The 24,128-nt window shown below is 64.6% G+C and carries 26 protein-coding genes and 1 tRNA gene; 15 read left to right on the forward strand and 12 right to left on the reverse strand.

Features of this window, described 5'->3' with window-relative positions:
• Positions 1-9 precede the first annotated feature (9 nt).
• Complete coding sequence (locus AC0Z35_RS00220; RefSeq protein ID WP_046806207.1) at positions 10-1,056, reverse strand: aldo/keto reductase; 1,047 nt, start codon at positions 1,054-1,056, stop codon at positions 10-12.
• 314 nt (positions 1,057-1,370) lie between these two features.
• On the opposite strand from AC0Z35_RS00220, the gene AC0Z35_RS00225 reads away from it, so the two are divergent.
• The 6 genes from AC0Z35_RS00225 (at position 1,371) to AC0Z35_RS00250 (ending at position 6,322) form a co-directional block, all read left to right on the forward strand.
• Positions 1,371-2,336 carry an AraC family transcriptional regulator gene (locus tag AC0Z35_RS00225; RefSeq protein ID WP_046806208.1) on the forward strand — a complete coding sequence of 322 codons (966 nt, stop codon included), beginning with the start codon at positions 1,371-1,373 and terminating at the stop codon, positions 2,334-2,336.
• Between the two features lie 77 nt (positions 2,337-2,413).
• Positions 2,414-3,385, forward strand: a complete 972-nt coding sequence (locus AC0Z35_RS00230; RefSeq protein ID WP_120156594.1) for a LysR substrate-binding domain-containing protein — start codon at positions 2,414-2,416, stop codon at positions 3,383-3,385.
• A gap of 116 nt (positions 3,386-3,501) precedes the next feature.
• A complete protein-coding gene (gene ycaC, locus AC0Z35_RS00235) occupies positions 3,502-4,128 on the forward strand; it encodes an isochorismate family cysteine hydrolase YcaC (protein ID WP_046806210.1) in 627 nt (208 codons plus the stop codon).
• Positions 4,129-4,273: 145 nt separating this feature from the next.
• A complete protein-coding gene (locus AC0Z35_RS00240) occupies positions 4,274-4,837 on the forward strand; it encodes a DUF3455 domain-containing protein (protein WP_219990776.1) in 564 nt (187 codons plus the stop codon).
• Between the two features lie 121 nt (positions 4,838-4,958).
• A complete protein-coding gene (locus tag AC0Z35_RS00245; protein WP_046806212.1) occupies positions 4,959-5,528 on the forward strand; it encodes a sigma-70 family RNA polymerase sigma factor in 570 nt (189 codons plus the stop codon).
• On the forward strand, positions 5,525-6,322 hold the full coding sequence (locus tag AC0Z35_RS00250; protein WP_104144524.1) for an anti-sigma factor: 798 nt from the start codon (positions 5,525-5,527) through the stop codon (positions 6,320-6,322). Before AC0Z35_RS00245 ends, AC0Z35_RS00250 begins: the two co-directional genes overlap by 4 nt.
• 14 nt (positions 6,323-6,336) lie before the next feature.
• Here the strand turns inward: AC0Z35_RS00250 and AC0Z35_RS00255 are convergent, their stop codons facing one another.
• Positions 6,337-7,485: a sterol desaturase family protein gene (locus tag AC0Z35_RS00255; protein ID WP_046806214.1), complete on the reverse strand. Its 1,149-nt coding sequence runs from the start codon at positions 7,483-7,485 to the stop codon at positions 6,337-6,339.
• Between the two features lie 254 nt (positions 7,486-7,739).
• Between AC0Z35_RS00255 and AC0Z35_RS00260 the strand changes: the two genes are divergently transcribed.
• Complete coding sequence (locus AC0Z35_RS00260; RefSeq protein ID WP_046806215.1) at positions 7,740-7,964, forward strand: HP1242/YdcH family protein; 225 nt, start codon at positions 7,740-7,742, stop codon at positions 7,962-7,964.
• A gap of 17 nt (positions 7,965-7,981) precedes the next feature.
• On the opposite strand, the gene AC0Z35_RS00265 is transcribed toward AC0Z35_RS00260, so the two are convergent.
• The 3 genes from AC0Z35_RS00265 to AC0Z35_RS00275 are packed head-to-tail and all read right to left on the reverse strand — an operon-like array spanning position 7,982 to position 11,250.
• Positions 7,982-8,968: a Bug family tripartite tricarboxylate transporter substrate binding protein gene (locus AC0Z35_RS00265; protein WP_162941250.1), complete on the reverse strand. Its 987-nt coding sequence runs from the start codon at positions 8,966-8,968 to the stop codon at positions 7,982-7,984.
• A 33-nt stretch (positions 8,969-9,001) separates the two neighbouring features.
• Positions 9,002-10,228 (reverse strand): CaiB/BaiF CoA transferase family protein, encoded by a 1,227-nt coding sequence (locus AC0Z35_RS00270; protein ID WP_485131619.1) that lies wholly within the window; start codon positions 10,226-10,228, stop codon positions 9,002-9,004.
• A gap of 29 nt (positions 10,229-10,257) precedes the next feature.
• Positions 10,258-11,250 carry a hydroxymethylglutaryl-CoA lyase gene (locus AC0Z35_RS00275; protein ID WP_485131618.1) on the reverse strand — a complete coding sequence of 331 codons (993 nt, stop codon included), beginning with the start codon at positions 11,248-11,250 and terminating at the stop codon, positions 10,258-10,260.
• 156 nt (positions 11,251-11,406) lie between these two features.
• On the opposite strand from AC0Z35_RS00275, the gene AC0Z35_RS00280 reads away from it, so the two are divergent.
• The 3 genes from AC0Z35_RS00280 to AC0Z35_RS00290 all read left to right on the forward strand — a co-directional run bounded on the left by AC0Z35_RS00280 (position 11,407) and on the right by AC0Z35_RS00290 (position 14,083).
• A complete protein-coding gene (locus tag AC0Z35_RS00280; RefSeq protein WP_485131617.1) occupies positions 11,407-12,315 on the forward strand; it encodes a LysR family transcriptional regulator in 909 nt (302 codons plus the stop codon).
• 171 nt (positions 12,316-12,486) lie between these two features.
• On the forward strand, positions 12,487-13,089 hold the full coding sequence (locus tag AC0Z35_RS00285; protein ID WP_219990780.1) for a LysE/ArgO family amino acid transporter: 603 nt from the start codon (positions 12,487-12,489) through the stop codon (positions 13,087-13,089).
• Positions 13,090-13,174: 85 nt separating this feature from the next.
• Entirely contained in the window at positions 13,175-14,083 is a 909-nt protein-coding gene (locus AC0Z35_RS00290; RefSeq protein ID WP_162941251.1) for a DNA/RNA non-specific endonuclease, read from the forward strand.
• 31 nt (positions 14,084-14,114) lie between these two features.
• On the opposite strand, the gene AC0Z35_RS00295 is transcribed toward AC0Z35_RS00290, so the two are convergent.
• Entirely contained in the window at positions 14,115-15,284 is a 1,170-nt protein-coding gene (locus AC0Z35_RS00295) for a zinc-dependent alcohol dehydrogenase (protein ID WP_046806221.1), read from the reverse strand.
• Between the two features lie 180 nt (positions 15,285-15,464).
• On the opposite strand from AC0Z35_RS00295, the gene AC0Z35_RS00300 reads away from it, so the two are divergent.
• A complete protein-coding gene (locus AC0Z35_RS00300; RefSeq protein WP_485131616.1) occupies positions 15,465-16,049 on the forward strand; it encodes a DUF4142 domain-containing protein in 585 nt (194 codons plus the stop codon).
• Between the two features lie 94 nt (positions 16,050-16,143).
• Positions 16,144-16,650: a YciE/YciF ferroxidase family protein gene (locus AC0Z35_RS00305; protein WP_046806222.1), complete on the forward strand. Its 507-nt coding sequence runs from the start codon at positions 16,144-16,146 to the stop codon at positions 16,648-16,650.
• 133 nt (positions 16,651-16,783) lie between these two features.
• Here AC0Z35_RS00305 and AC0Z35_RS00310 read toward each other — a convergent pair whose 3' ends face one another.
• Positions 16,784-17,311 (reverse strand): hypothetical protein, encoded by a 528-nt coding sequence (locus tag AC0Z35_RS00310; RefSeq protein WP_120156601.1) that lies wholly within the window; start codon positions 17,309-17,311, stop codon positions 16,784-16,786.
• A gap of 116 nt (positions 17,312-17,427) precedes the next feature.
• Between AC0Z35_RS00310 and AC0Z35_RS00315 the strand changes: the two genes are divergently transcribed.
• The 3 genes from AC0Z35_RS00315 (at position 17,428) to AC0Z35_RS00325 (ending at position 19,649) form a co-directional block, all read left to right on the forward strand.
• Entirely contained in the window at positions 17,428-18,726 is a 1,299-nt protein-coding gene (locus tag AC0Z35_RS00315; RefSeq protein WP_485131615.1) for an SDR family oxidoreductase, read from the forward strand.
• On the forward strand, positions 18,726-19,190 hold the full coding sequence (locus tag AC0Z35_RS00320) for a DUF2269 family protein (RefSeq protein ID WP_046806225.1): 465 nt from the start codon (positions 18,726-18,728) through the stop codon (positions 19,188-19,190). Before AC0Z35_RS00315 ends, AC0Z35_RS00320 begins: the two co-directional genes overlap by 1 nt.
• Before the next feature lie 237 nt (positions 19,191-19,427).
• Positions 19,428-19,649 carry a hypothetical protein gene (locus AC0Z35_RS00325; protein ID WP_120156604.1) on the forward strand — a complete coding sequence of 74 codons (222 nt, stop codon included), beginning with the start codon at positions 19,428-19,430 and terminating at the stop codon, positions 19,647-19,649.
• A 55-nt stretch (positions 19,650-19,704) separates the two neighbouring features.
• On the opposite strand, the gene AC0Z35_RS00330 is transcribed toward AC0Z35_RS00325, so the two are convergent.
• The 5 genes from AC0Z35_RS00330 to pstS form a co-directional block, all read right to left on the reverse strand.
• A tRNA-Pro gene (locus AC0Z35_RS00330) sits at positions 19,705-19,781 on the reverse strand.
• A 188-nt stretch (positions 19,782-19,969) separates the two neighbouring features.
• Positions 19,970-20,746: a phosphate ABC transporter ATP-binding protein PstB gene (pstB, locus tag AC0Z35_RS00335; protein WP_006221056.1), complete on the reverse strand. Its 777-nt coding sequence runs from the start codon at positions 20,744-20,746 to the stop codon at positions 19,970-19,972.
• A gap of 48 nt (positions 20,747-20,794) precedes the next feature.
• Entirely contained in the window at positions 20,795-21,649 is an 855-nt protein-coding gene (gene pstA / locus AC0Z35_RS00340) for a phosphate ABC transporter permease PstA (protein WP_082134619.1), read from the reverse strand.
• A gap of 26 nt (positions 21,650-21,675) precedes the next feature.
• On the reverse strand, positions 21,676-22,692 hold the full coding sequence (gene pstC, locus AC0Z35_RS00345; RefSeq protein ID WP_046806883.1) for a phosphate ABC transporter permease subunit PstC: 1,017 nt from the start codon (positions 22,690-22,692) through the stop codon (positions 21,676-21,678).
• 176 nt (positions 22,693-22,868) lie between these two features.
• On the reverse strand, positions 22,869-23,909 hold the full coding sequence (gene pstS, locus AC0Z35_RS00350; RefSeq protein ID WP_046806884.1) for a phosphate ABC transporter substrate-binding protein PstS: 1,041 nt from the start codon (positions 23,907-23,909) through the stop codon (positions 22,869-22,871).
• Between the last annotated feature and the right edge of the window lie 219 nt (positions 23,910-24,128).

The following is a 24,128-nucleotide window of genomic DNA, read 5'->3' on the forward strand; positions in this document are numbered from 1 at the left end:
CCGCGCCGTTTACACCGCGCCCGATTCCGCCAATTGCTTGCGGCGGAACTCGCCCTGGCGCACGTGCATCCAGCCGGGATACTCGGGCGGCAGCGCGCTGACCTTGTCCAGCGCCGCCAGCTCATCCTGCGTCAGCTTGATGGCGGTTGCCGCCAGGTTGTCGTCCAGCTGGTCTACCCGCTTGGCGCCGATGATGACGCTGGTCACCACCTGCTGGTGCAGCAACCACGCCAGCGCCACCTGCGCCACCGACACGCCGCGCGCATCGGCCACGGATTTCAGGACGTCGATGCTGTCATAAGCGCGGTCGCGGTCCACCGGCGGGAAGTCGAAGGCGGCGCGGCGGCTGCCGGCTTCGGCAGAGCCGTCACGGCTGTATTTACCACTGAGCAAGCCGCCTGCCAGAGGGCTCCACACCATCAGGCCGACGCCTTCGCTTTGCAGCATCGGAACCAGCTCGCGCTCCAGGTCGCGCCCGGCAATTGTGTAGTACGCCTGTAGCGATTCAAAGCGCGCCAGCCCCAGGCGTTCGGCAATGCCCAGCGCCTTCATGATCTGCCAGGCCGCCCAGTTGGACACGCCCACATAACGCACGTGGCCATGCTGGACCAGCGTGTCCAGCGCGCGCACGGTTTCTTCAATGGGCGTGGCCGGGTCAAAGCCGTGGATCTGGTAGAGGTCGATATGATCCAGCTGCAAGCGCGACAGGCTTTTCTTCACGCCATCCAGAATGTGCACACGCGAATTGCCACGCGCATTCACGCCCGCGCCGGTCTGGCCGAACACCTTTGTGGCAATGACGACGTCGTCTCGCGCGACCTTCAAATCGCGCAGCGCCTGGCCGGTGATGATTTCCGACCGCCCCTCGGAATAGACGTCGGCCGTGTCGATAAAGTTGACGCCCGCTTCCAGGGCGCGACCGACCAGACGGTTGGCGTCTTCCTGTTGCAGGTTGCCGATCTTGCTCCACAACTCGCCTTCGCCGCCGAAGGTCATGGTGCCCAGGCAGAGTTCCGAAACGAATAGGCCGGTGCTGCCAAATTTCTTGTATCGCATGGTGGTGCTCCTTCTGCGGCACGGCGGATCCGTGCGCCCCGGGATGGGACGCCGAACGCAACTGGCCGGGGTGCGAACAGTATGCGTCGCAAGCGGCCGCCACGCGCTGCTTGATCCTGCCCGTTTTTTGCCTGATTCTCTGGCGGGTGCGCCGGAGAATCAGGCATACGCCCGATCCTCCTGATTTTTTGCCCATTTCTCCATAGGCTATCTGGCCCCGGTTCGGCGTGCCCACAGCGGGCATACACTGGAGCCCGCCCCCTATTCCGCCGAGCCTGTGCCGCCGCCAGGCCCGCGCCCCTCTCGGAGCCTCCATGCCTATTACTACCGAGCAAACCGAAGCTTCCGTCAATATTCCCGGCTTGGACGGTGCTTACGAACCCGCCCGCCGCGAGCTGCTTTGCACCTTGGACCGCATGACGGGCACGCTGGAGGGCTCGTTGGATACGCCCATCGAAGGCTTGTATCTGCATCGCCTGTCGCAACCGACCGGCGCCAAGCCCGGTTTGCAAAAAGCCGCGCTGGCCGTCATCGCGCAAGGCTCCAAGCGCTTGTTGATCGGCGACGAGAGCTTTGAATACGACCCCTTTCATTACCTGATCTCGTCGGTGGACCTGCCTGTGGTGGCCAAGGTGTCGGTGGCCAGCCCCACCCTGCCCTACCTGGGCTTGCGGCTGGACCTGAACCCCGAGGAAATCGCCGAGCTGATCAGCGACGAAAACCTGCCGCCGCTGGTGCCCGCCGAGGCCTCGCGCGCGCTGTGCGTCAATCCCCTGGGCGGCTCGCTGCTGGACGTGGTGCTGCGGCTGCTGCGGCTGCTGGACACTCCGCGCGACATCCCCATCCTGGCGCCCATGGTCAAGCGCGAGCTGCTGTACCGGCTGCTGATGAACGGCCAGGGCGTCGTGCTGCGCCAGACGGTGCTGCAAGACAGCCAGCTCAACCGCGTGGCCAAGGCCATCCGTATCCTGCGCGACAACTACGCGCAACCGCTGCGCGTGGAAGAAATTGCGCGCGACGTGCACATGAGCGTGTCGTCCTTGCACCACCATTTCAAGCAGGCCACCGCCATGAGCCCGCTGCAATACCAGAAGCACCTGCGCTTGCAGGAAGCGCGCCGGCTGATGTTGAGCGATGACGCCGGCGTGGCCTTGGCCGCGCACGCCGTGGGCTACGAAAGTTCGTCGCAATTCAGTCGCGAATACAGCCGTCTGTTCGGCACCCCGCCGCTGCGCGACAAGCAGCGCTGGAAAGAAGAGTCGGTGGGCGCGGCCGCCTGAGTTCGGCTTAGGGCCCGCGCGGCCGTCATCGCGTTATATGCTCCCGCTACGTCTTAATTCCGAAAGCGCGGGAAGTCATGCACGATTTGAATGATCTTTACTACTTTGTCCAGGTCGTGAAACACGGCGGCTTCGCGCCCGCGGGCCGTGCGCTGGACATCCCCAAATCCCGCCTCAGCCGCCGCATTGCCCTGCTGGAAGAACGGCTGGGCGTGCGGCTGATCCAGCGTTCCACCCGCACCTTTGCCGTGACCGAATTGGGGCAGGAATATTACGACCAGTGCCTGTCGATGCTGGCCGGCGCCGAGGCCGCGCAAGACGTCATCGACCGCACCCATGCCGAGCCGCAAGGCACGATACGCATGAGCGCGCCGCCCGCTTTGATCTATTACTTTCTAGGCGATGTGGTCGCGCGGTTCATGCAGAAGTGCCCCAAGGTGCACGTGTATTTGAAGAGCTTTTCGCGTTCCGTGGACGTGCTGCGCGAAGGCTTTGACCTGGCCGTGCGCGTGCGCTTCGGTCCCCTGGAAAACAGCGATCTGGTCATGAAGCCGCTGGGCACGAGCTGCCAGAGCCTGGTCGCCAGCCCCGCGCTGGCCCGCAGGCTGCCGCCGGACGCCGACGTTGCCAGGATTGCCGAACTGCCCACGTTGGCGCTGGGCACGGAACAGCGCGAATGCCAGTGGCGGCTGGACGGGCCCGATGGCGTGCGTCAGAACGTAGCGTTCACCCCGCGCCTGGTCACCGACGACATGCTGGCGCTGAAGCAGGCCACGATGCGCGGCGTGGGAGTGGCCGCACTGCCTCTGATGATGATTCGCGAAGAATTGGACGCGGGCACGCTGGTGCCGGTGGGCGCGCCCTGGGTGCCGGAGCCGGGCGCCGTCCATGCGGTGTTCCCCTCACGGCGGGGGCTGCTGCCCGCCGTGCGCGAGCTGCTGGATTTCATGGCGACGGAGTACCGTGAAAACGCCCAGCGCGAATGCGATACGCAGCAGCGCCACGGCATCCCTGGCCCGAAAGCCCCGCACCCATCGTCCGATAAATAGAACGCTGAGACGCAATTTGCCCGACTACCGGGGTTATTGGTTGATATTTAGAATTCTGTTCATGCACTCACCGCGCAACACCGCGCACCAAACCTGAAGACATAACGGAGCAAACCATGACCAAGCCCTACGTGAAACTGGACAAGAACGAAGCCGCCGTCCTGCTGGTTGACCACCAAGCCGGCCTGCTTTCGCTGGTGCGCGATTTCCAACCGGACCAATTCAAGAACAACGTGCTGGCACTGGCCGACCTGGCCGAATACTTCAAGCTGCCCACCATCCTGACCACCAGCTTTGAAGACGGGCCCAACGGCCCGCTCGTCCAGGAACTGAAAGACAAGTTCCCCACCGCCCCCTACATCGCCCGCCCCGGCAACATCAACGCCTGGGACAACGAAGACTTCGTCAAGGCCGTCAAGGCCACCGGCAAGAAGCAGCTGATCATCGCCGGCGTGGTCACCGAAGTGTGCGTCGCCTTCCCCGCCCTGTCGGCCCTGGAAGAAGGCTTTGATGTGTTCGTCGTGACCGACGCCTCGGGCACCTTCAACGAAGTCACCCGCAACGCCGCCTGGAGCCGCATGGAACAAGCCGGCGCGCAGCTGATGTCTTGGTTCGGCGTGGCATGCGAACTGCATCGCGACTGGCGCAACGACGTGGAGGGCCTGGGCACCCTGTTCGCCAACCACATCCCCGACTACCGCAACCTGATGGCGTCGTACTCGGCCAACCGCAAGGCCAAGTAAACCCCCGCCCGTTTTGCCAATGCAGGCCGGATGCAAAAATATTTGCATCCGGCCTGCATCCGTTTGGGCTCCCCGCGTGTAGTACCTGTACCGGCGCGCAATGGGCGCGTCGTCCACAGACCTTTCACGTTGCTGGAGACCGCTCATGAAGACCCAACGTTCGCACCGCATTCCCGCCGTTGCCGGCCTGTTCGCCGTGTCGCTTCTTGCCGCCTGCGGCTCGATGAGTTCCAAATCCATGGCTTATTCGCAGGCCAACCTGCCCGCCAGCGTCCAGGCGCCCGCCGGCAACAAGGTGGCCTGGGAAACCGTGGGCGTGGGCGAGATCACCTACGAATGCCGCGCCAAGGCCGATATGAAGGGCCAGGCCGAATGGGTGTTTGCCGGCCCGAAGGCCGTGCTTAACGACCGCAAGGGCAAGCAGGTGGGCACGTATTACGGCCCGCCCGCCACGTGGGAAGCCATGGACGGCTCGAAGCTGACCGGCACGCAAGTGGCCGTGGCGCCGGCGGGTGACGGCAACCTGCCTTACCAGTTGGTCAAGGCAAACCCCGCGATGGGCGCGGGCGCGTTGACCGGGGTGACCTACATTCAGCGCGTGGCCCTGAAGGGCGGCGTGGCGCCCAAGACCCCTTGCACCACCGCCATGCTGGGCCAGAAGAGCCAGGTGCAATACCAGGCCGACTACATTTTCTACAAGGCGAACTGATCCCGTGGGCCCGTCGTATTCCGACGGGCCTACGGCAGGGGACTCCGGGTAAGATGGCGCAACTTCCCACCGCGCAGGCTGATCACGCGCGGCCGCCCTCTTCCCGCTCCCCCGCTCTTGCATGCCGAACCGCCTTGATCCGGATTTCGATTACGAAGCCGCCTTGCAGGAATGCGCCGCCGGCCGCCGGGCCGCGCTGGAGGCCCTGTATCGGCAAGAAGGCCCGCGCCTGTTGGGTGTGGCCCAACGACTCCTGCGCGACCGCGCTTGGGCGGAGGACATCGTGCATGACGCATTCGTCAAGATCTGGAAGCAGGCGGGCGCCTTTGACGCATCGCGGGGTTCGGGACGTGGCTGGGTCTACAGCATCACCCGCAACCTGGCGTTGAACGCGCTGCGCGACACCGCGCGCGAAACCGACGTAGACGACGACGCCGCTGCCGCCCTGGACGCGCGACACGCCATCGAGGCCTGGCACGACACGCGTGACGCGTTCGACTGGCGCGCAAGCGCGGGCCGCATGGCCCCGTGCCTGGAAGAACTGGAACCCGTGCGCCGCAACTGCGTGCTGCACGCGTATGTCGAGGGGCTGACGCACAGCGAGATCGCGCAACGCCTGGGCGCGCCGCTGGGCACCGTCAAGGCGTGGATCAAGCGCAGCCTGCAAGCGCTGCGGGAGTGCCTGGCATGAACGCCCCGCAAGATGCTTACGACGACACCGACGAACTGGCAGGCGAATACGTGCTGGGCACCTTGCCGGCCGACGCGCGCCGCGCGGTGCAAACGCGCATGACGCACGATGCCGCCCTGCGGGCCGCCGTGGCGCGATGGGAAGCGCGCCTGCTGCCATTGACCAATCTGTCGACCCCGGTGGAACCGTCGGCCAGCCTTTGGCCGCGCATCGTCGGCACCTTGGATGCGGCGCAGGCCAAGGGCACCGCCCATGCCCGCGTACAAGCCCATGCCCGGGGACAAGCCCAGACGAACACGTCGGCGGCCCCGCGGTCGCGCCCTATCGGCCCACCCAAGCCGGGGCTGTGGGACAGCCTGATGTTCTGGCGCAGCGTAGCCGTGGGCGGTATGGCGGCGGTGCTGATCCTGGGCAGCACGCTGGCGCTGCGCCCTGCATCGACGCCGTCGGCCCCGCAATACGTGGTGGTGTTGGTGGCGCCCCAATCGCAGGCGCCGGGCTGGGTGGTGCAGGCGCAGGCCGGGCAAAGCGCCGTGCAACTGGTGCCCATCGCCGCAACGGAAGTGCCGCCGGACCGGGCGCTGGAATTCTGGACCAAGGCCGACGGCTGGGCCGGCCCGGTATCGCTGGGTTTGATCAAGCCGGGCGAACCCGTCGTAATCCCGCTTGACAAGCTGCCGCCGCTGGAGCCCAACCAGCTTTTCGAGCTGACGCTTGAACCCAAGACCGGCTCGCCCATCGGCAAGCCGACCGGCCCGATTCAGTTCATCGGGCGCGCGGTCAAGATGCTGTAGCCGGCAGGCGCGGGCTAGCGCTTGCGGCTGAAGGGATACGCTTGCTGGGCAAGGAAGGTGCCCGGCATGTCGTTATCCAGGATGCCGTAGTTTTCGGGCAGGCGATTGCCCACGCCGCGCACGGCCGTGCCGAAGATGTAGTCGATGAACGAGAAGTGGGCGGCGTAGTTCTTGTCGATGGCTTCCGTGTCCGACGAGTGGTGCCAATGGTGAAAGTCCGGCGTCACGATGATGTAGCGCAGCCAGCCCCACGGCAGCTTCACGTTGGAATGGATCAGCACGGCCTGGAAGCCGACGATGATGATGTAGGCGTCCAGCACGGCCTTTGAAAACCCCAGCACGAACAACACGCCCAACACCGCCACGCGCGTGATCAGCAGTTCAACGATGTGCAGGCGCGATCCGGCCAGCCAGTCCAGCGTGCGCGTGCTGTGGTGCACGGCATGGATGCGCCACATGAACGGGACCTCGTGGTAGACCCGATGCGCCGCGTACTGCGCCAGGTCCGCCACCAGCACCGCTACGAACAATTCCAGCAGATACGGCATCGACTGGATGGCGGCCTGTAGCGGCTCGTAGGCTGCCCAGGAAAACAGCCGGTGGATAAAGAAGTTGATGCACAGCAGCACCGCCCCCACCGACAGGTGGTTGAACAGGAAATGCTTCATGTCCACCTGCCACTCGCCGCGAAACACGGGTTGGCCGGGATACAGCGGCGTCAGCTTTTCGAAAATGATGAAGACCATGCTGGACGCCAGCAGGTCCAGGATGAACCAGTCCAGGCCCAGGTACGGGTGGTTGCCGGTATTGGACGTGGTCACTACGACCTGGCTGCCCCCGGCGGCCACCGCGCAGCAGACCAGCACGAAAGCCGAAATATTCAGCCAGCGCTGGCGACCCAGCACGATGTTGGCCAGTGCGATCGACCCTGACACCAGCAACGCGGAAAACAGCAGCGTGCGCATCGCCTCCACGGAATAGAAGGCGCGCAGTTCCGGCGTGGTCAGGTAAGCGGGAAAGTGGAAAGCCAATACGCCCAGCACGGCCAGAATGGCCAGGAACAGCGCGATCACGCCGCTCATCATGCCGGTCCCCGGGTGGATACGCCCGTCCTTGCTGAAAAGAGCAAAAACCTGCCGAACATTGGACGCGCGTTGTTTCATGTCTAAAAGATGACGGACCACGGGGTGCCGAGTGTATCTCCGGGCACACCCTTTCATGTAATCAAAAGTGAGCATCAACGACATTTTCACGCCGCGTATCTGCCGGCTTTGCGGGCGGTCAATTCACGCCAAGGGCGGTGGGCGCCGCGTGGTTGACAAGGCGCGGGGGTTGGCGTGTCATGGGCGAGCCGACGCGTGCCGCGTCCCGGTGCGTCGCCGGTTCCCGTCAACGGGTTCCCAAGAGAGAGGCCCTAATGTTCCCTGAATATCGCCAACTCATTACGCAGATGAAATCCGAGAACGCGCATTTCTCGGCCTTGTTCCAGCGCCACAACGACCTGGACCAGGAGATTCAAAATATGGAGGACGGCGTCGTGCCAAGCTCGGGCGTCAACATTGAAGTGCTGAAAAAAGAAAAACTACAGCTCAAGGACAAGCTCTACGGCCTGCTGCGGGCCGCCGACCAGAAGGCCGGCTGACACCCCAGCTTTGGGCGCTACATCAGCTCAAGCCCCGCCCCCCGCACGATGACCGCGTACTTGGCCATTTCAGAACGGAAGTACGCCGCCGTCTGCTCGGGGGGCATCAGCAAGATCTTGTTGTTCTGGGTGGCCATGGCCTGTTTGACCTCGGGCGCATTGAACGCCCGCCCCAATGCGTCGTAGACGCGCCGCACCTCGGCCGCCGGCAGCTTTGCCGGCCCCGCTGCCGCGAACCAGCCGCCTATCTCGTAGTCAACCAGGCCCTGCTCGCGCGCGGTGGCAAGATCCGGCAATGCCTCCATCCGTTCGCCGCCACAGGCAGCCAGCGCCTTGAGCGCCCCGCTTTTGATCTGCGGCAGGACCGACGGCAGCGACAACACCCCGAAATCCACCTGCCCGCCGATCAGGTCCGCCATCATGGGCCCCACGCCCTTGTACGGAATATGGCGCGCCTTGACGCCCGCCTGCTGCACGTACATTTCCGCCGCCAGATGCAGGATCGTGCCATTGCCCGACGACGCGTAGTTGTAGCGGCCCGGTTCCCGCGACAACAATGCCGTCAGATCCTTCAGGTTGTTGGCCGTGATGTTCTTCGGGTTGGCCACCAACAGGAACGGCGTCATGCCCACCATGCTGATCGGGGTGATGTCCGCCAGCGGATCGAACGGCAAGGACTTATAGACGCTGGGAAAAATCACATGGTTGTTCGACACCATGCTCAGCGTGTAGCCGTCGGGCGCCGACCGCACCAACGCCGACGTACCGACGATGCCGCCCGCGCCCGGCTGGTTTTCCACCACCACCGTGTGGCCCAGCGCCGACGACAAGGCCGGGCCGGCCGAGCGCGTGATCGTGTCCACGCCCGAGCCCACGCCTACCGGCAGGATGAACTTCACGGGCCGGTCCGATTGCGCGCGCCCCAGGCCCGGCACGGCCAGCATCGCGGCGCCCAGCGCCCCCAATAGTTGTCGGCGGCTCCAACCCGCGCGTTGATCGTTCATGTCTGTCTCCTGGTTGTTTTTTATTGCCGTTCATCAGGCCACCGCGCCCTGCTCCCGAAGCGCCGCGATCTGCGTCGCGTCATACCCCAGGTCTGCCAGCAGTGCGTCGGTATCCGCGCCCAAGGTGGGGGGATGCTGTCGTACCCCAAGCCGATGGCCGTCCATCATCAAGGGGAATAGCGCCGCGCCCGCCATCTGGCCGGCGCGTTCACCGTCGGGCAGCCGGATGTCGGCCAGCCCGCCCGTCGCGCGCAAATGGGGGTCGTCGTAAAGCGCTTCGGGTTTGACGATGGGCGCGAACGGCAGGCCGATGCGTTCGAAAACCGCCGCCAGTTCCGCCGCGCTGTACCCCGCCAGACGCGCGCGCAGGTCCGCCAGCAAGGTGGGGCGCAAGCGCACGCGGTCGTTGTTGGTCGCCATGGCGGGGTCGCGCTTCAAATCATCAAAGCCGAAAGCGTCGCAGAACGTGATCCACTGCGCATCGCTGACGGCCGCCAGGAAAATCTGCTCGCCATCCTTCACGGTGAAAACGTCGTACAGCGCCCAGGCGGATACACGTTCGGGCATCGGTGCGGACGGCTGGCCGGTGATCGCGTATTGCAGCATGTGCTGCCCCACCAGGAAGACATTGTTCTCGAACAGCGCCGATTGCACTTCCTGGCCGCGTCCGGTGATGCCCCGCTGAATCAGCGCGGCCATCGCGCCGATGGCGCCGAACATGCCGCCCATGATGTCGTTCACGCTGGTGCCGGCGCGCACCGGGTCGCCGGGCCGCCCGGTCATATAGGCCAGGCCGCCCATCATCTGCACAACTTCATCCAACGCGGTGCGCATGGCGTAGGGCCCGGGCAGGAAACCCTTGTGGCTGACGTAGATCAGCCGGGGGTTGTCACGTGCCAGCGACGCGTAATCCAGCCCGTACTTGGCCATGGTGCCCGGCCGGAAATTCTCGGCAACCACGTCGGCGCCGGCGGCCAGCTTGCGCGCGGCCTCGGCGCCGGCGGCGCTTTGGATGTCCAGCGCAATGCTCTTCTTGTTGCGGTTGAACATGGGAAAAAACCCCGCGCCCACGCCCAGCAGATGCCGCGTGCGGTCACCCTGTACGGGCTCGACCTTGATGACTTCCGCACCCAGGTCGGCCAGCACCATGCCGCAGGTCGGGCCCATCACCATGTGCGTGAATTCGACCACGCGCAGGCCGGCAAGCGGCAACGCGCGCGAAGTCTGCGGCAAGGACGGTTCTTGATGTGGTTGTGACATGACAAAGCTCGTGTGAAGTGCGCGGGCGCTTAAAGGCGCGCGCCGCGGGAACCATGGGTGTGAGGCTGCGCAAGCGAATGCGATGCAGCGCGGAACGTCTTGGGCACGCCGGCGCGCCACAACGCCCCATGCAATGGCTGCCCGGGCAGCCATCCATCCACGGCAGCGCGCAGCGCCAGCAGGGGATCGATGTCCACGCCGGTGGCGATGCCCATGCTTTCCAGCATGAACACCAGGTCTTCCGTACTGACGTTGCCGCTGGCGCCGGGCGCATGTGGGCACCCGCCGATGCCGCCCAGGCAGGCATCGAAGCGCGACACGCCGGTCTGCAACGCGGCCAGCACATTGGCCAGGCCGAGCCCTCGCGTGTCGTGAAAGTGCGCACAGCACAGGCGCTCGCCGGCAATGCGGCGCGCGTCGGTAAACAGACGCTGCACCGCCGCGGGGTCCGCATAGCCCACCGTATCGGCCAGGCTGACGCGGTCCGCGCCGGCGTCCAGCAGCGCCTGCATCAAGCGCAACACGTCGTGCGGCGGTACCTGCCCCTGCAAGGTGCAGCCAAAGGCCGTGCCGACGCCGCCTTCGATCAACATCGACGAGCCCGCCGCGTCGCGCGCCGCGCGTATCTGGCCCACCATCGCGACGACCTCGTCGGGCGTTTTGCGCAGGTTTGCCACGCTGTGTGCATGGCTGGCCGACAAGGGCACCAGCATCAGGTCGGCGCCGCTATCCAGCGCGCGTTCGGCGCCCTTTACGTTGGGCACCAGGACCGACACCGACAGACCGGGCAGTTTTTTCGCGTGAGCCACCAGCGCGTCCGTGTCCGCCAACTGCGGCAGCAGACGGGCGGGCACAAAAGAGCCGATCTCGATTTCGCGTTGACCGGCGGCGTAGGCGGCGTCGATCCATTCGCATTTGGTGTGGGTTGGCAGCACCACGGGCAGGCTTTGCAGCCCATCGCGCAGCCCCACTTCGCGCACGACGGCGGTGGGGGGAATCACAAAAGATGGGGCAGTCGGCATGGCGGCGGATTCGGCAAGGGGTGGGAAGACCGATGAAGATGAAGATGAAGATGAAGATGAAGATGAAGCCAGTTTAGATATTCTCTATTCGCGCACCAGCGGTATTTTGGAACGTTTAATATTCCCAATCGGAATTTCATATCAAGGCAGCCCGCCATGCGCGACCTGGACATCACCACCCTGCGCCTGTTCATCTCGGTATGCGAAACCGGCAATATCGCGCGCGCCGGCGAACGCGCCAGCATCGTGGGATCGGCCATCAGCAAGCGGCTGGCGCAACTGGAAGACACGGTGGGCGCCAAGCTGCTGACCCGCAAACGCCGGGGCGTCGAGCCCACCGAGGCTGGCGAGACCCTGCTGGAACACGCGCGCGCCATATTGGCCAGCTCGGACCGCATCGAACGCGACATGTCGGCCTATGCCAGCGGCGTCAAGGGCCAGGTCCGCATCCTGGCAACGGCGTCCGTGCTGGCGGAATCCCTGGCCGACGACATCGCGGCGTTTCTGCAAATGGCGCCCCATCGCAACATCCGGGTCGACATGGAAGAACGCGTCAGCCAGGAGGTCGTGCGCGAGGTAAAGGGCGGCATTGCCAGCCTGGGCATCTGCTGGGACGCGGCCGACTTCCACGGCCTGCAAACCCGGCCCTACCGGGGCGACCGCCTGGCTGTCGTGACCGCGCCCGGCCATCCGCTGGCGCAGCGCGAGGCGGTATGGTTTGACGACGCGCTGGACTTCGAACACGTCAACATGCCCGCCGCCGGCGCGGTCTTGCGCATGTTGCAGACGGCGGCAAGCCATAGCGGCAAGATCCTGCGCCACCGCGTCACCGTCAGCAATTTCGATTCGGCGTTTCGTGTGGTGTTGGCCGGCCTGGCCATCAGCGTCGCGCCCATCGAGGTCGCCACGCCCTATGCGCTGGCCCATGGGCTGCGCGTGCTGCCACTGCTGGATCCCTGGAGCCATCGCCGCTTCGCCATCTGCATGCGCGACGCGCAAGCGCTATCGGCGGCGGCGAGCCTGTTGCTGGACCACCTGGTGGCGGCCGGACATGCCTCTGCGTGAACGCCACCACGGCGCGGCAAGGCACGGCGTGCCGGGCCGGGCATGTACCCAAGTTCGCATACGGCGCGCCCCCGGACATCGTCTTAAGCCGCCCTGAACTCGGTTTAGATTAATTAGTTTTTCTAATCTGGCCCCAGCAGCTAGTCTGTCGCCCTTTTCATGGGGGTTGCAATGACGACCGCGTTCGTTCCTGGATTTTTGCTCAGCCTGGGCCTGATCGTTGCCATCGGGGCGCAAAACGCTTTCGTCCTGCGACAGGGCCTGCGCCAGGAATATGTGTTTGCCGTGTGCCTGGCCTGCGCCGTGTCCGACGCCATCCTGATCGCGACGGGCGTGGCCGGCTTCGGGCTGGCGGTGGACACGCTGCCCTGGCTGGAGCCGGCCATGCGCTATGGCGGCGCGCTGTTCCTGTTTGTGTACGCGCTGCGCAGCCTGCGGTCGGCGTGGCGCACGCAGCACGACAGCCTGGCGCCGTCGGCCACGCAGACGGCCGGGCTGGGCGCCACGCTGGCCACCTGCCTGGCATTCACCTGGCTGAACCCACATGTCTACCTGGACACCGTGGTGCTGCTGGGGTCCATCTCCAGCCAATACGAAGGGCAGAAAGTCGCCTTCGCGCTGGGCGCCATGTCGGCTTCGTTCGCGTTTTTCTTCACGCTGGGTTACGGCGCCCGCCTGCTTCGACCGCTGTTCGCCAACCCGCGCGCCTGGCGCGTGCTGGATGCCTGCGTGGGCGTGGCCATGCTGGCCATCGGCTTGAAATTGGTGCTGTAAACGCGCCGACTTGCGGCTGGCCGCAGTCATCTACAATCCGTTGACGCCGGCCGCATCAAGGGCCGGCCCGCAACACACAGGTAGCATGACGCGCGCGAAGAAACCAGCAGCAAGAAAGAAACGCCCCGCCGCCCGGGGCAATACAAAATCCGCCGGCCGAGCCTACCGGTTCATCAGGGCGCTGCTGGTGTCGTCGTTGGCCAGCTTCGGCGCCGCCACCTATGTGCTGAAACCGCAATGGCCCGCGCAACTGACGCCCGACGCCATTCTGGCTCGCCTGGGTTGGCCCGCGCAGGAAAAAATTGCCCCGGCCGTGATTCCGTCGGGCGCGCTGACCCACACGCGGTTTGCCGACTGTCCGCAGTTCTTCCCGAAAGGCCAGATGCCTGTCGTGCCGTCCGGCGCGGCGCTGCGCGAACTGTGCTTTACCGGCTTTGCCGTCTTGCATAACGGTCAAACCAAAACCCCCGTTTTCGTTGTTGAACGCCTGAACCGCAAGCTGCTCGCGCAGGCGCAGGGCATGCAGCGCACTGACAAGTTCTACGCGGAAGCGCGGCTGCCCGGCGCCGAACGCGCCGCGCTGGATGACTACAAGGGGTCGGGCTATTCGCGCGGTCACATGGCGCCGGCCGGCGACATGTATTCCAAGGAAACCATGGCGCAAAGCTTCTCGCTGGCGAACATGGTGCCCCAAGATCAGACACAGAACGCGGGCTCGTGGAGCCGCATCGAGCAGGACACGCGCAAATACGTCATGCGCGCGGCGGGCGACGTGTACGTCTATACCGGCCCCTACTACAGCGGCAAACCGGCGACGATCGGCGCCGGCGTCGCCGTGCCCAGCCACGTCTATAAAGTCGTGTACGACGCCACGACGGGCCGCTCGTGGGTGCACTGGCAGGCCAACGCCGCCAGCGCCAGGGAAGGGGCGCCCATCAGCTACGACGAATTCGTGCGCCGCACCGGCATCCAGCTGCTGCCGTCGGGCGGCTAGCCGACGGCAGCCGTGCGCGGGGTCGCAACGATTACGGCTTCAACACCACCTTGATGCAGCCGTCCTGCTTGTCGCGAAAGGTCTTGTACATGTCCGGGCCGGCTTGCAGATGTTCGTGGTGCGTGATGACGAATGACGGATCGATGCGGCCTTTGACGATCATGTCCAGCAACTCATCCGTCCAGCGTTGCACGTGCGTCTGGCCCATGCGCCAGGTCAGCCCCTTGTTCATCGACGCGCCAAACGGAATCTTATCGATCATGCCGCCGTATACGCCAGGCACGGACAACACGCCCCCCGGCCGGCATACGTAGATCATTTCACGCAGCACGTGCGGCCGGTCGGTCTCGGCGCCCACCGCCTGCTTCACGCGGTCGTACATGCCGCCCATGGCGCTGGCTGAATGCGACTCCATGCCCACCGCGTCGATGCACTTGTCCGGCCCCTTGCCCTGCGTCAGCGCGTTCAGCCGTTCCACCACGCTTTCTTCCTCGAAGTTGATCGTAATGGCGCCGCCGTCCCTGGCCATCTGCAACCGCTCGGGCACATCGTCGATGCAGATCACCTGACGGGCGTTGAGCAGCACGGCGCTGCGCACCGCCATCTGGCCCACCGGCCCCGCGCCCCACACCGCAACGGTATCGGTGGGCTCGATCTCGCATTGCATCGCGGCCTGCCATCCCGTGGGCAGGATGTCGCCCAGGAACAGGACCTGGTCGTCGGTGAGTTCGGGCGGTACGGGAATATGCGTGGTGTCGGCCCACGGCACGCGGACGAATTCCGCTTGTCCGCCCGCGTAGCCGCCCGTCAGGTGCGTGTAGCCGAACAGCCCGGCCGTGGTGTGACCGAACATCTTGGCCGCATCGTCGGCATTGCGGTTGGTGCGTTCGCAGACCGAAAAATTGCCGCGTCGGCATTGGTCGCACTGACCGCAGGTGATGGTGAATGGAATCACCACGCGGTCCCCTACTTTCAGGCGCTTGGTCTCGCTGCCCACTTCGACAACCTCGCCCATGAATTCGTGCCCCATCACATCGCCCGATTTCATTTCCGGCATGAAGCCGTCGAACAAGTGCAGGTCCGACCCGCAGATGGCGCAGGCGCTGACCTTGATGATGGCGTCGCCGGGATGTTCCAGAATCGGATCCGGAACCGTGTCGTACCGGATGTCGTGCTTTCCGTGCCAGCAAAGTGCTTTCATGTGTGTCCCCTTAGACATGCAACCGCAGCGTTGCGAATCGCGCGGTGGGGGCAGCAACTATCGTGCCTTCGCAGCGGGTTTTCCGGGCGCTACCGCGTGCGTGCGTGGGCATGCGGATTGCTAGGTTGCATGGCCCCGCCGGGCGGCATCGCGCTGGCGGGCCTCACCCAGGAGACACGCATGACCAAGCACGTCTATGTCGCAGCGCTTTGCGGCGCCATCATGTTGGGCGCACATGGCGTGGCCGCCGCGCAATCCGCGCAATCCGCGCCCAAGCCGGACCCCGCCGACTCCGCCGCGTCGATCACCAAGCTCAATAGCGAAGACCGCGGCTTCCTGACCCGGGCGGCGGAATCGGGTTATCTGGAAGTGGACGGCAGCAAACTGGCGTTGAAGAAATCGCAGAACGCAAAGGTCAAACAGTTCGCGCAAAAGATGGTCGACGACCACACCCGCGTGGGGCAGCAATTGCAAGCGCTGGCAAAACAGAAAGGCTTCGAGACGCCGAAGGAACCCTCGCTGGTGCAAAGCGCCAAGCTCAAGGCGCTGGACCTGCGCAGCGACGGCTTTGACGAGGCGTACAGCGACGAGATCGGGGTGGCCGCGCACGGAGACGCCGTCGAACTCTTCGACAAGGCCACCAAAGAGTCCAACGATCCCGACCTGAAGCGCTTTGCCGCCGACACGCTACCCGCGCTGAAGCGCCATCTGCAAGAAGCGCGCGCACTGCAAAAGGCCATTAAGGGCCAGGGCCAGGCGAAATAGCACGGCGCGCCAGGCATGGTGTTTGCTGAATGGCGCTGCGCCAATCATGGCCACCTTCACACCCATCACACCCATCAACACACGGGAGCAGACAATGACCCAGAAGACTTTGCAGGATCTATTCGTGCATGAACTGTCGGACATCTACAGCGCCGAGAAGCAACTGACGCGGGCGTTGCCGAAGATGGCCCGCGCCGCTTCGGACCCAGCGCTTGCTGAAGCGTTCACCCAGCATCTGGAAGAAACGCGCGGCCAGGTCGAACGCATCGACAAGATCATCGAATCCGCCGACTTCCGCCTCAAGCGCATCAAGTGCGCGGCGATGGAAGGCCTGGTGGAGGAAGGCCGCGACGTGATCGAAGACGTTGAAAAAGGGCCGGTGCGCGATGCTGCGTTGATTGCCGCCGCGCAGAAGGTCGAGCACTACGAAATTGCCGGCTACGGCACGTTGTGCACCTTCGCCAAGCAGTTGGGCCTGACCGAGGCGTTGACGCTGTTGAAGGAAACGTTGGCCGAGGAAAAGGCCACCGACGAAAAGCTCAGCATGCTGGCGCTACAGCAGACCAACGCGGAAGCCGCGCAGGCTGGTAAAGCCAAGTAAGGCCAGACAAGCGGCCTGAGCCGCCCACACCCCGAGGTCCGACGCGTGGGGGCGTCTTCGGATCTCGGGGTGTTTTCTTGATGCGCGGGTCCGAACGGTGCCGCAGCCGGTTCAATCCCGAATCGAACCCGCATCAATCACGTATGCGTGAAGGCCGCCGGGCACGACGGCCGCTGCCGCTTGCATCGTTCCGCCTGCCTGGCGATGCCCCGCCCGTTGCCAACGCAATGCCGACGCCGAAAGCGATATACACCAACAGCAAGGCGCCGCGCGTCAGTCGCTGCTCAAAGCCGGGTTGCAAGCGCTTGGGCGTTAATTGGTAATCGGCAAAACACGATGTGGCGGCCACCAGCGCCCCTTCCATCCACGGCCGCTTGCCCCAGCGCGTCTGCTGTACGCGTGCGCTGGCCCGGGCGTGCAGCGTGGCCCAGAAGATAGACGCCGCATGGTGGATCAGCAGCCCGGTCGCCGTGTGCTTCCAGCTGGGGTCATCCTGGTGCAGCGCGCGCTCGCCCCACAGCCACTGGCTGGTCGCATTGGTCGCGGCGGCGGCGTGCCCGGTCTGGTGCTTAGCCAACGCAATCAATGCCAACGTGGACAACGCGCTGGCCGCGCTACCGCTGCGTACGCCTTCTACAAAAGCTTGCCGCCATTCATGCATGGTGATCCCCTGGTTGATGTGGTGGCAGCCCGGGGCTTGTTGCCCCGACCCCGCCAGGTATGCAGTTTGCTGAACCCGCTGAACCGATCTGGCGCCGCGACAAAAAAGGAACAGGCATGAAAATTCTGCTGACCGGTGCGCATGGATTTATCGGCAGCCGGCTGGTCGACGCCCTGCGCGAAGACGACCATCAGCTGGTATGCCTGGTGCGCACGCCACGCCCCCGCGACTTGAACGTGCCGCGAGCAAGATACGTGCCCGCGGACTTTTCTCGGCTGACGCGGGTGGAAGACTGGGCGCCGCTGTTGTCCGGCGTGGATGCCGTTATCAATACGGTCGGAATTTTTCGGGAGTCGGGTTCGGCCAGCTTTGCCAACGTGCACGACAAGGCGGCCAAGGCGCTGTTCGCGGCGGCCCGGCAATACGGCGCGCAGGTCATCCAGTTTTCGGCGCTGGGGGCGGATGCCGAGGCCGCATCGGGCTTTCATATCAGCAAGCGCGCAGCGGACGAGGCGTTGCGCGCGGCCGGCGCACCGGCTTACATCGTGCAGCCGTCGCTGGTCTATGGCGTGGGCGGCAGCAGCGCCGCGCTGTTCAACCAGCTTGCCGTCATGCCTGTCGTCGCTTTGCCTGCGGGCGGCTGGCAGCGCGTTCAGCCCGTGCACATCAATGACGTGGTTGCGGGCGTGCGCGCGATGCTGGCGCAGCCGGCGCCCGGTGCGGTCACCGTGGCGTTCTGCGGCCCCGAACCCGTCACCGTGCGGACCTACCTGTCGATGCTGCGCAGCGGGCTGGGCGTGGCGGGAAGGCAGTGGATCATTCCGGTGCCGTCGCGTATGGCGAGCGCCGCGGCCAGGGCCGGCAGCTGGATGCCAGGCTCCTTGATCGACGCGGACAGCCTGGCCATGTTGAACCGCGGTAATACCGGCAACCCGATCGCCTTCGCCGCGCTGCTGGGCCGCAGCCCCGTCGCCCCCCCTTCGTTCATAGCGCCGCATGAGCAGGCACCGCTGCGCGCCGACAGCATCCTGCGCACGATGCTGCCCGTGATGCGGCTGTGCATCGCGGCCGTCTGGCTATGGACGGCGGCGGTATCCATGGGCTTGTACCCCATCCAGGACAGCCTGGCGCTGCTTGCCGACGCCGGCGTGCCCGACGCCCTGGCCCCGATCATGCTGGCGGGCGCGGCGGGCCTGGACCTGGTGCTGGGCGTGTTGACGTTGATGAACCTCGGGGGGCGCAGGCGCTGGGTGTGGCTGGCGCAGATGGCCTTGATACTGGGCTATACCGCCATCATCACCGTGCAATTGCCCGAGCAGTGGCTGCACCCCTTCGGCCCCATTTCGAAAAATGTGCCGATGCTGGCGGTGCTGGCGCTGCTGTATCTATGCGATAGCCGCGCGCGGAGGCCGTGATGGAATATCTTTGGTTCAAGCTGCTGCACATCCTGTCTTCCACGCTGCTGTTCGGCACGGGCATCGGGTCGGCGTTCTACCTGCTGTGCGTGGTCCTGCGCCGCGACGTCAAGGTGGTGGCCTCGGTGGCGCGCGTGGTGGTCGTGGCCGACTGGCTGTTCACCGCCACCACCGCCGTCATTCAACCGCTGACGGGCTGGTATCTGGCCCACCTGATGCAGTTGCCCTTGAACACGCCGTGGCTGTCCGCCTCGTTGATGCTGTATGCGGTGGCGATCGCTTGCTGGTTGCCGGTCGTGAGGCTGCAAATGCTGATGCGCGACAGCGCGACGGCCTCGGCCGCTGCCGGCGAACCGCTATCGCCCCGATTCATGCGCTACTTTCGCGCATGGTTCGTGCTGGGCTTTCCGGCGCTGGGCGCGTTCCTGGGGATTTTCTGGCTGATGGTGTTCAAGCCGGCGTAGGGGTGGGCCGTGGAAGGATCCGCGCCTTTGAACCCGTCCCCGTGGCGCGGCCTGGTGCCGTCTGGTGCCGCTTGCTGCCGCTTGCTGCCGCTTGCTGCCGCCTGGTGCCGCTTGCTGCCGCTTGGCGCCGCCTGGTTCGGGTAAGGGGGGCCAGCTTGGAACGGGACTTGCTGAGCGGCACTGGCACCGCCCGACAAGCACGGGCGGTCCTTGGATGCTTCACGTCAGGAGAAAACAATGAAAACGCAGATCAGCTATCGCAAACTCGACGGCGACCACGGCGTCGCCCTGGTCAACGGCGGTATCTCAGAGACACTGCAAGCCAAGCGTGAATTGGCGAACTGGCTGGAACTGCCTGAAGGCAGCAGCGCCAGCACCGAAGAACAACAGGTGGACATCCGCCTGAAACAAGGCGGCATTGCCCCGGAATCGGTGCAGTTCAACCACATCAGCGAATAGCCCGCCACAAAAGCACAAGGGCTTACGCCGTAAAAGCGTAAGCCCTTGATTTTTTTGGTCGGGGCGGTGGGATTCGAACTCACGACCCTCTGCTCCCAAAGCAGATGCGCTACCAGGCTGCGCTACGCCCCGAAGGGTGGCAACTATACCAGAATCCCGGCCCCCCGGGCGTAGACGCGCCGCGTGGTCGTGTGAACGTGGTCATGTCGCCCAAGACGATGCGCCCAAATAGAAATCGGCGCGCCATGAAGGCGCGCCGATTTTTTTATCCGCGCATCGGGCCAACGGTCCTTACGACAGGGCCCGCGCCGCAGCATCCATCAGCCGAAGCGGCCCGTGATGTAGTCCTCGGTTTCCTTGCGCGAGGGCTTCACGAAGATCTGGTCGGTCTGACCGAATTCCATGAGTTCGCCCAGGTACATGTAGGCGGTGTAGTCCGAGCAGCGCGCCGCCTGCTGCATGTTGTGCGTCACGATCACGACCGTGTAGTCGTTCTTCAGTTCGGCGATCAGCTCTTCGATCTTGGCGGTGGAAATCGGGTCCAGCGCCGAGCAGGGCTCGTCCAGCAGCAGCACTTCGGGCTTGATCGCCACGCCGCGCGCGATGCACAGGCGTTGTTGCTGGCCGCCCGACAGGCTGTTGCCGCTTTGATGCAGCTTGTCCTTCACTTCGTTCCACAGCGCGGCCTTGCTCAAGGCCCATTCCACGCGCTCGTCCATTTCGCCCTTGGACAGGCGCTCGAACAGGCGCACGCCGAACGCGATGTTGTCGTAGATGCTCATGGGAAACGGCGTGGGCTTCTGGAACACCATGCCGACCTTGGCGCGGATCAGCGAGATATCCGTCTTGGCCGTCAGCAGGTTCTCGCCGTCCAGGATGATTTCGCCTTCGGCGCGCTGGCCCGGGTACAGCTCGAACATGCGGTTGAACGTGCGCAACAGCGTGGACTTGCCGCAGCCCGACGGGCCGATGAAGGCGGTGACCTTCTTCTCCTGGATCGACATGTTCACATTGCGGATCGCATGGAACTTGCCGTAGTAGAAGTTCAGGTTCTTGACCTCGATCTTGTTCTTGACGGCGGTAGCGGTGTTTTCCATTTCTTTTCCCTTGGCTCCGGCGCGCCACGCGCGCCGGCAAAGCGATCTTTACTTGCGGAACATGTTGCGGGCAATGATGTTGATGCCCAGCACCAGTAGCGTAATCAGCGTGGCGCCGGCCCAGGCCAGGTCGTTCCAGTCCTTGAAGGGGCTGGCGGCGTATTGGTAGATGACGACGGGCAGGTTGGCCATCGGCGCGTTCATGTTGAACGACATGAACTGGTTGGACAGCGCCGTGAACAGCAGCGGCGCGGTCTCGCCGGAAATCCGGGCAATGGCCAGCAGCACGCCGGTGATGATGCCGGTCTTGGCGGCGCGATAGCACACCAGCGTGATCATGCGCCACTTGGGGCAGCCCAGCGCCGCCGCGGCTTCGCGCAGGCTGTTGGGCACCAGTAGCAGCATGTTGTCGGTGGTGCGCACCACCACCGGAATCACCAGGATGGACAAGGCCAGCGCGCCGGCCCAACCCGAGTAATGGCCCACCTGCGCCACGTACACGGCGTAGATGAACAAGCCGATGATGATGGACGGCGCCGACAGCAGCACGTCGTTCAAAAATCGCGTGGCAGGCGCCAGCCAGCCGCGCTGACCGTATTCCGCCAGGTAGGTGCCGGCCAGGATGCCAACCGGCGTGCCGATCAGCGTGCCTACGCCCGCCATCACCACGCTGCCGAAGATGGCGTTGATCAGGCCACCGGTTTGCCCGGGCGGCGGCGTGATTTCGGTGAACAGCGTGTACGACAGCGCGGGCGCGCCCTTGGTCAGCAGCGTCAGGATGATCCAGAACAGCCAGAACAAGCCGAACACCAGCGTGCCCAGCGACACCGTCAGCATGATGCGGTTGAGGATGCGGCGGCGCCGGTAGACGCCATTCTGCATATTGAGTACGGAGACAGCCATGATCTTTTCCTTGTGCTCGCGGCGCGTCAGGTCTTACGGCCTTCGCCGGCGGAAAGGCGTACCAGCAGCACCTTGGCCAGGGCCAGCACGATGGTCGTGATCAGGAACAGGATCAAGCCCAGTTCCAGCAACGCCGACTTCTGGATGCCGCCTGCTTCGTTGAATTCATTGGCCAGCGCGGAAGCAATCGAGTTGCCCGGCGAGAACAGCGAGCCCGACCATTTGAACGCGTTGCCGATCACGAACGTCACGGCCATCGTCTCGCCCAGGGCGCGGCCCAGGCCCAGCATGATGCCGCCGATGACGCCCGACTTGGTGAAGGGCAGCACCACGCGCCACATCACTTCCCAGGTCGTGCTGCCCAGCCCGTAGGCGGATTCCTTCAGCATCGCGGGCACCAGCTCGAACACGTCGCGCATCACGGCGGCGATGAACGGGATGATCATGATCGACAGGATCAGGCCGGCGGTGAAGATGCCGATGCCAAAAGGCGGCCCGGCAAACAGCCCGCCGATGACGGGCACGTTGCCCAGCGTGGCGATCAGGAACGGCTGCACGTACTGCTGGAATACCGGCACGAAGACAAACAGCCCCCACATGCCGTAGATGATGGACGGAATGGCAGCCAACATTTCGACGGCGGTGCCCAGCGGGCGACGCAGCCAGGTCGGCGACAGTTCGGTCAGGAAGATGGCGATGCCGAAGGAAACCGGCACGGCGATGATCAGGGCGATGGCCGACGTCAGCAAGGTGCCGATGATGGGCACCACGGCGCCGTAGTTCTGGTTGACCGGGTCCCAATCGTTAAGCCACAGGAACGACAAGCCGTATTTGGCCAGCGATTCGCGGCTGCCGTAGATCAGGGATACCAGAATCGCCGCCAGCAGGATGAACACCAGGAAGGCGAACAGGCGGGTCAGATTCTTGAACAGCGCATCCATCAGCGCGTTTTTATTTTGCTTCATAGGCGAAGGCGTGCCGGTAGTCACGGAGTCCGCCACGCTGGGCGAAAGCGGCACACTATTATCCATTACCGCGCTCATGGATGGACTTTCCTTAGATGACCTGGGTGGAAACGGGAACTGCTGGGGCGAGCCGCCCCGGGTCTCTTGGTGGCCAAGATTTCCGGGGCGGTCGCCGTCGGGTCAAGCGCGTGGCAGGGAAGCGTCAGGCCGTGCCCAAGGCAGGTCAGACGCCAATCTTGCGCGCTGTCCCCGGTTTACTTCCAGACGGGGGTGCCGTCGGCCGACTTGACTTCGCCCCAGGCGGCGCGGATTTCCTTGGTCACGGCTTCCGGCAGCGGCACGTAGTCCATGGCTTCGGCCGACTTGGCGCCGTTCTTGAACGCCCAGTCAAAGAATTCCAACACGGCCTTGCCTTGCGCCGGCTTGGCTTGCGACTTGTGCACCAGGATGAACGTGGCGGCGGTAACGGGCCACGAATCGGCGCCCGGCTCGTCGGTCAGGACCACGCCCATGCCCGGCGCGCCCTTCCAGTCGGCGTTGGCGGCCGCGGCAGCGAACGCCTTTTGCTCGGGCTGGACGAACTTGCCGGCCTTGTTCTGCAGTTGCGTCCAGGCCAGCTTGTTTTGCTTGGCGTAGGCGTATTCCACATAGCCGATCGAGTTCTTCAGCTGGCCGACGTAGGCGGCGACGCCTTCGTTGCCCTTGCCACCCTGGCCGGTGGGCCACTTGACGGCCTTGCCTTCACCGACTTGCGACTTCCAGTCAGCCGACACCTTGGACAGGTAGTTGGTCCAGCCGAAGGTGGTGCCCGAGCCGTCCGAACGGTGCACGACGATGATGTCGGCCGACGGCAGCTTGACGTCCGGGTTCAGCGCCTTGATGGCGTTGTCGTCCCACTTCTTGATCTTGCCCAGGAAGATGTCGGCCAGCACGGCGCCCGACAGCTTCAGCTTGCCCGGTTCCACGCCGTCGATGTTCACGACGGCCACAGTGCCACCGATCACGGCCGGGAATTGCAGCAGGCCGTTCTTTTCCAGGTCAGCCGCCTTCATGGGATCGTCCGAGGCGCCGAAATCGACGGTCTTGGCGATGATCTGCTGTTGGCCGCCGCCCGAACCGATCGACTGGTAGTTGATCGCGTTGTTGGTGGCTGCCTTGTAGTCCGACGCCCACTTGGCGTAGATCGGGTACGGGAACGATGCGCCCGCGCCGGTCACATCGGCGGCCTGGACGGCGAAAACGGCGGCGCTCAGCGCAACGCCCACGGAAACTTGTTTGAAGACACGTTTGAACATCAGGGTTCCTTCTGTGCTCGTTAAAGGAGTCTAGTCAGGCTTTTTCTAGTGCCTGTCTTTCAGCGACCCTCGCATCTTAGGGGCCCAACGTGACAAGATAGTGACAGTCACATACGCTTCATCAATCGCTTTGCGCCCCGCTAAAAACGTCGCGGCCGCCCCGGAAATACCGGGGCGGCCGCGTTCGTTAAGGCAAAAGCGCTGTGGTCGGAACGGACG

Source organism: Achromobacter sp. 1L-A-4-B-C2 (genome assembly GCF_057291955.1).

Excerpts from the sequence above, each read along its gene's own strand:
- pstS (WP_046806884.1), bottom strand. The coding sequence starts at position 23,909 with ATGTTCAAACGTGTCTTCAAACAAGTTTCCGTGGGCGTTGCGCTGAGC.
- AC0Z35_RS00270 (WP_485131619.1), bottom strand. The coding sequence starts at position 10,228 with ATGTCACAACCACATCAAGAACCGTCCTTGCCGCAGACTTCGCGCGCG.
- AC0Z35_RS00325 (WP_120156604.1), top strand. The coding sequence starts at position 19,428 with ATGAAAACGCAGATCAGCTATCGCAAACTCGACGGCGACCACGGCGTC.
- pstB (WP_006221056.1), bottom strand. The coding sequence starts at position 20,746 with ATGGAAAACACCGCTACCGCCGTCAAGAACAAGATCGAGGTCAAGAAC.
- AC0Z35_RS00315 (WP_485131615.1), top strand. The coding sequence starts at position 17,428 with ATGAAAATTCTGCTGACCGGTGCGCATGGATTTATCGGCAGCCGGCTG.
- pstC (WP_046806883.1), bottom strand. The coding sequence starts at position 22,692 with ATGAGCGCGGTAATGGATAATAGTGTGCCGCTTTCGCCCAGCGTGGCG.
- AC0Z35_RS00320 (WP_046806225.1), top strand. The coding sequence starts at position 18,726 with ATGGAATATCTTTGGTTCAAGCTGCTGCACATCCTGTCTTCCACGCTG.
- AC0Z35_RS00225 (WP_046806208.1), top strand. The coding sequence starts at position 1,371 with ATGCCTATTACTACCGAGCAAACCGAAGCTTCCGTCAATATTCCCGGC.
- AC0Z35_RS00240 (WP_219990776.1), top strand. The coding sequence starts at position 4,274 with ATGAAGACCCAACGTTCGCACCGCATTCCCGCCGTTGCCGGCCTGTTC.
- AC0Z35_RS00255 (WP_046806214.1), bottom strand. The coding sequence starts at position 7,485 with ATGAAACAACGCGCGTCCAATGTTCGGCAGGTTTTTGCTCTTTTCAGC.
- AC0Z35_RS00280 (WP_485131617.1), top strand. The coding sequence starts at position 11,407 with ATGCGCGACCTGGACATCACCACCCTGCGCCTGTTCATCTCGGTATGC.
- AC0Z35_RS00310 (WP_120156601.1), bottom strand. The coding sequence starts at position 17,311 with ATGCATGAATGGCGGCAAGCTTTTGTAGAAGGCGTACGCAGCGGTAGC.
- AC0Z35_RS00305 (WP_046806222.1), top strand. The coding sequence starts at position 16,144 with ATGACCCAGAAGACTTTGCAGGATCTATTCGTGCATGAACTGTCGGAC.
- ycaC (WP_046806210.1), top strand. The coding sequence starts at position 3,502 with ATGACCAAGCCCTACGTGAAACTGGACAAGAACGAAGCCGCCGTCCTG.
- AC0Z35_RS00265 (WP_162941250.1), bottom strand. The coding sequence starts at position 8,968 with ATGAACGATCAACGCGCGGGTTGGAGCCGCCGACAACTATTGGGGGCG.
- AC0Z35_RS00285 (WP_219990780.1), top strand. The coding sequence starts at position 12,487 with ATGACGACCGCGTTCGTTCCTGGATTTTTGCTCAGCCTGGGCCTGATC.
- pstA (WP_082134619.1), bottom strand. The coding sequence starts at position 21,649 with ATGGCTGTCTCCGTACTCAATATGCAGAATGGCGTCTACCGGCGCCGC.
- AC0Z35_RS00300 (WP_485131616.1), top strand. The coding sequence starts at position 15,465 with ATGACCAAGCACGTCTATGTCGCAGCGCTTTGCGGCGCCATCATGTTG.
- AC0Z35_RS00260 (WP_046806215.1), top strand. The coding sequence starts at position 7,740 with ATGTTCCCTGAATATCGCCAACTCATTACGCAGATGAAATCCGAGAAC.
- AC0Z35_RS00230 (WP_120156594.1), top strand. The coding sequence starts at position 2,414 with ATGCACGATTTGAATGATCTTTACTACTTTGTCCAGGTCGTGAAACAC.
- AC0Z35_RS00250 (WP_104144524.1), top strand. The coding sequence starts at position 5,525 with ATGAACGCCCCGCAAGATGCTTACGACGACACCGACGAACTGGCAGGC.
- AC0Z35_RS00295 (WP_046806221.1), bottom strand. The coding sequence starts at position 15,284 with ATGAAAGCACTTTGCTGGCACGGAAAGCACGACATCCGGTACGACACG.
- AC0Z35_RS00290 (WP_162941251.1), top strand. The coding sequence starts at position 13,175 with ATGACGCGCGCGAAGAAACCAGCAGCAAGAAAGAAACGCCCCGCCGCC.
- AC0Z35_RS00245 (WP_046806212.1), top strand. The coding sequence starts at position 4,959 with ATGCCGAACCGCCTTGATCCGGATTTCGATTACGAAGCCGCCTTGCAG.
- AC0Z35_RS00275 (WP_485131618.1), bottom strand. The coding sequence starts at position 11,250 with ATGCCGACTGCCCCATCTTTTGTGATTCCCCCCACCGCCGTCGTGCGC.
- AC0Z35_RS00220 (WP_046806207.1), bottom strand. The coding sequence starts at position 1,056 with ATGCGATACAAGAAATTTGGCAGCACCGGCCTATTCGTTTCGGAACTC.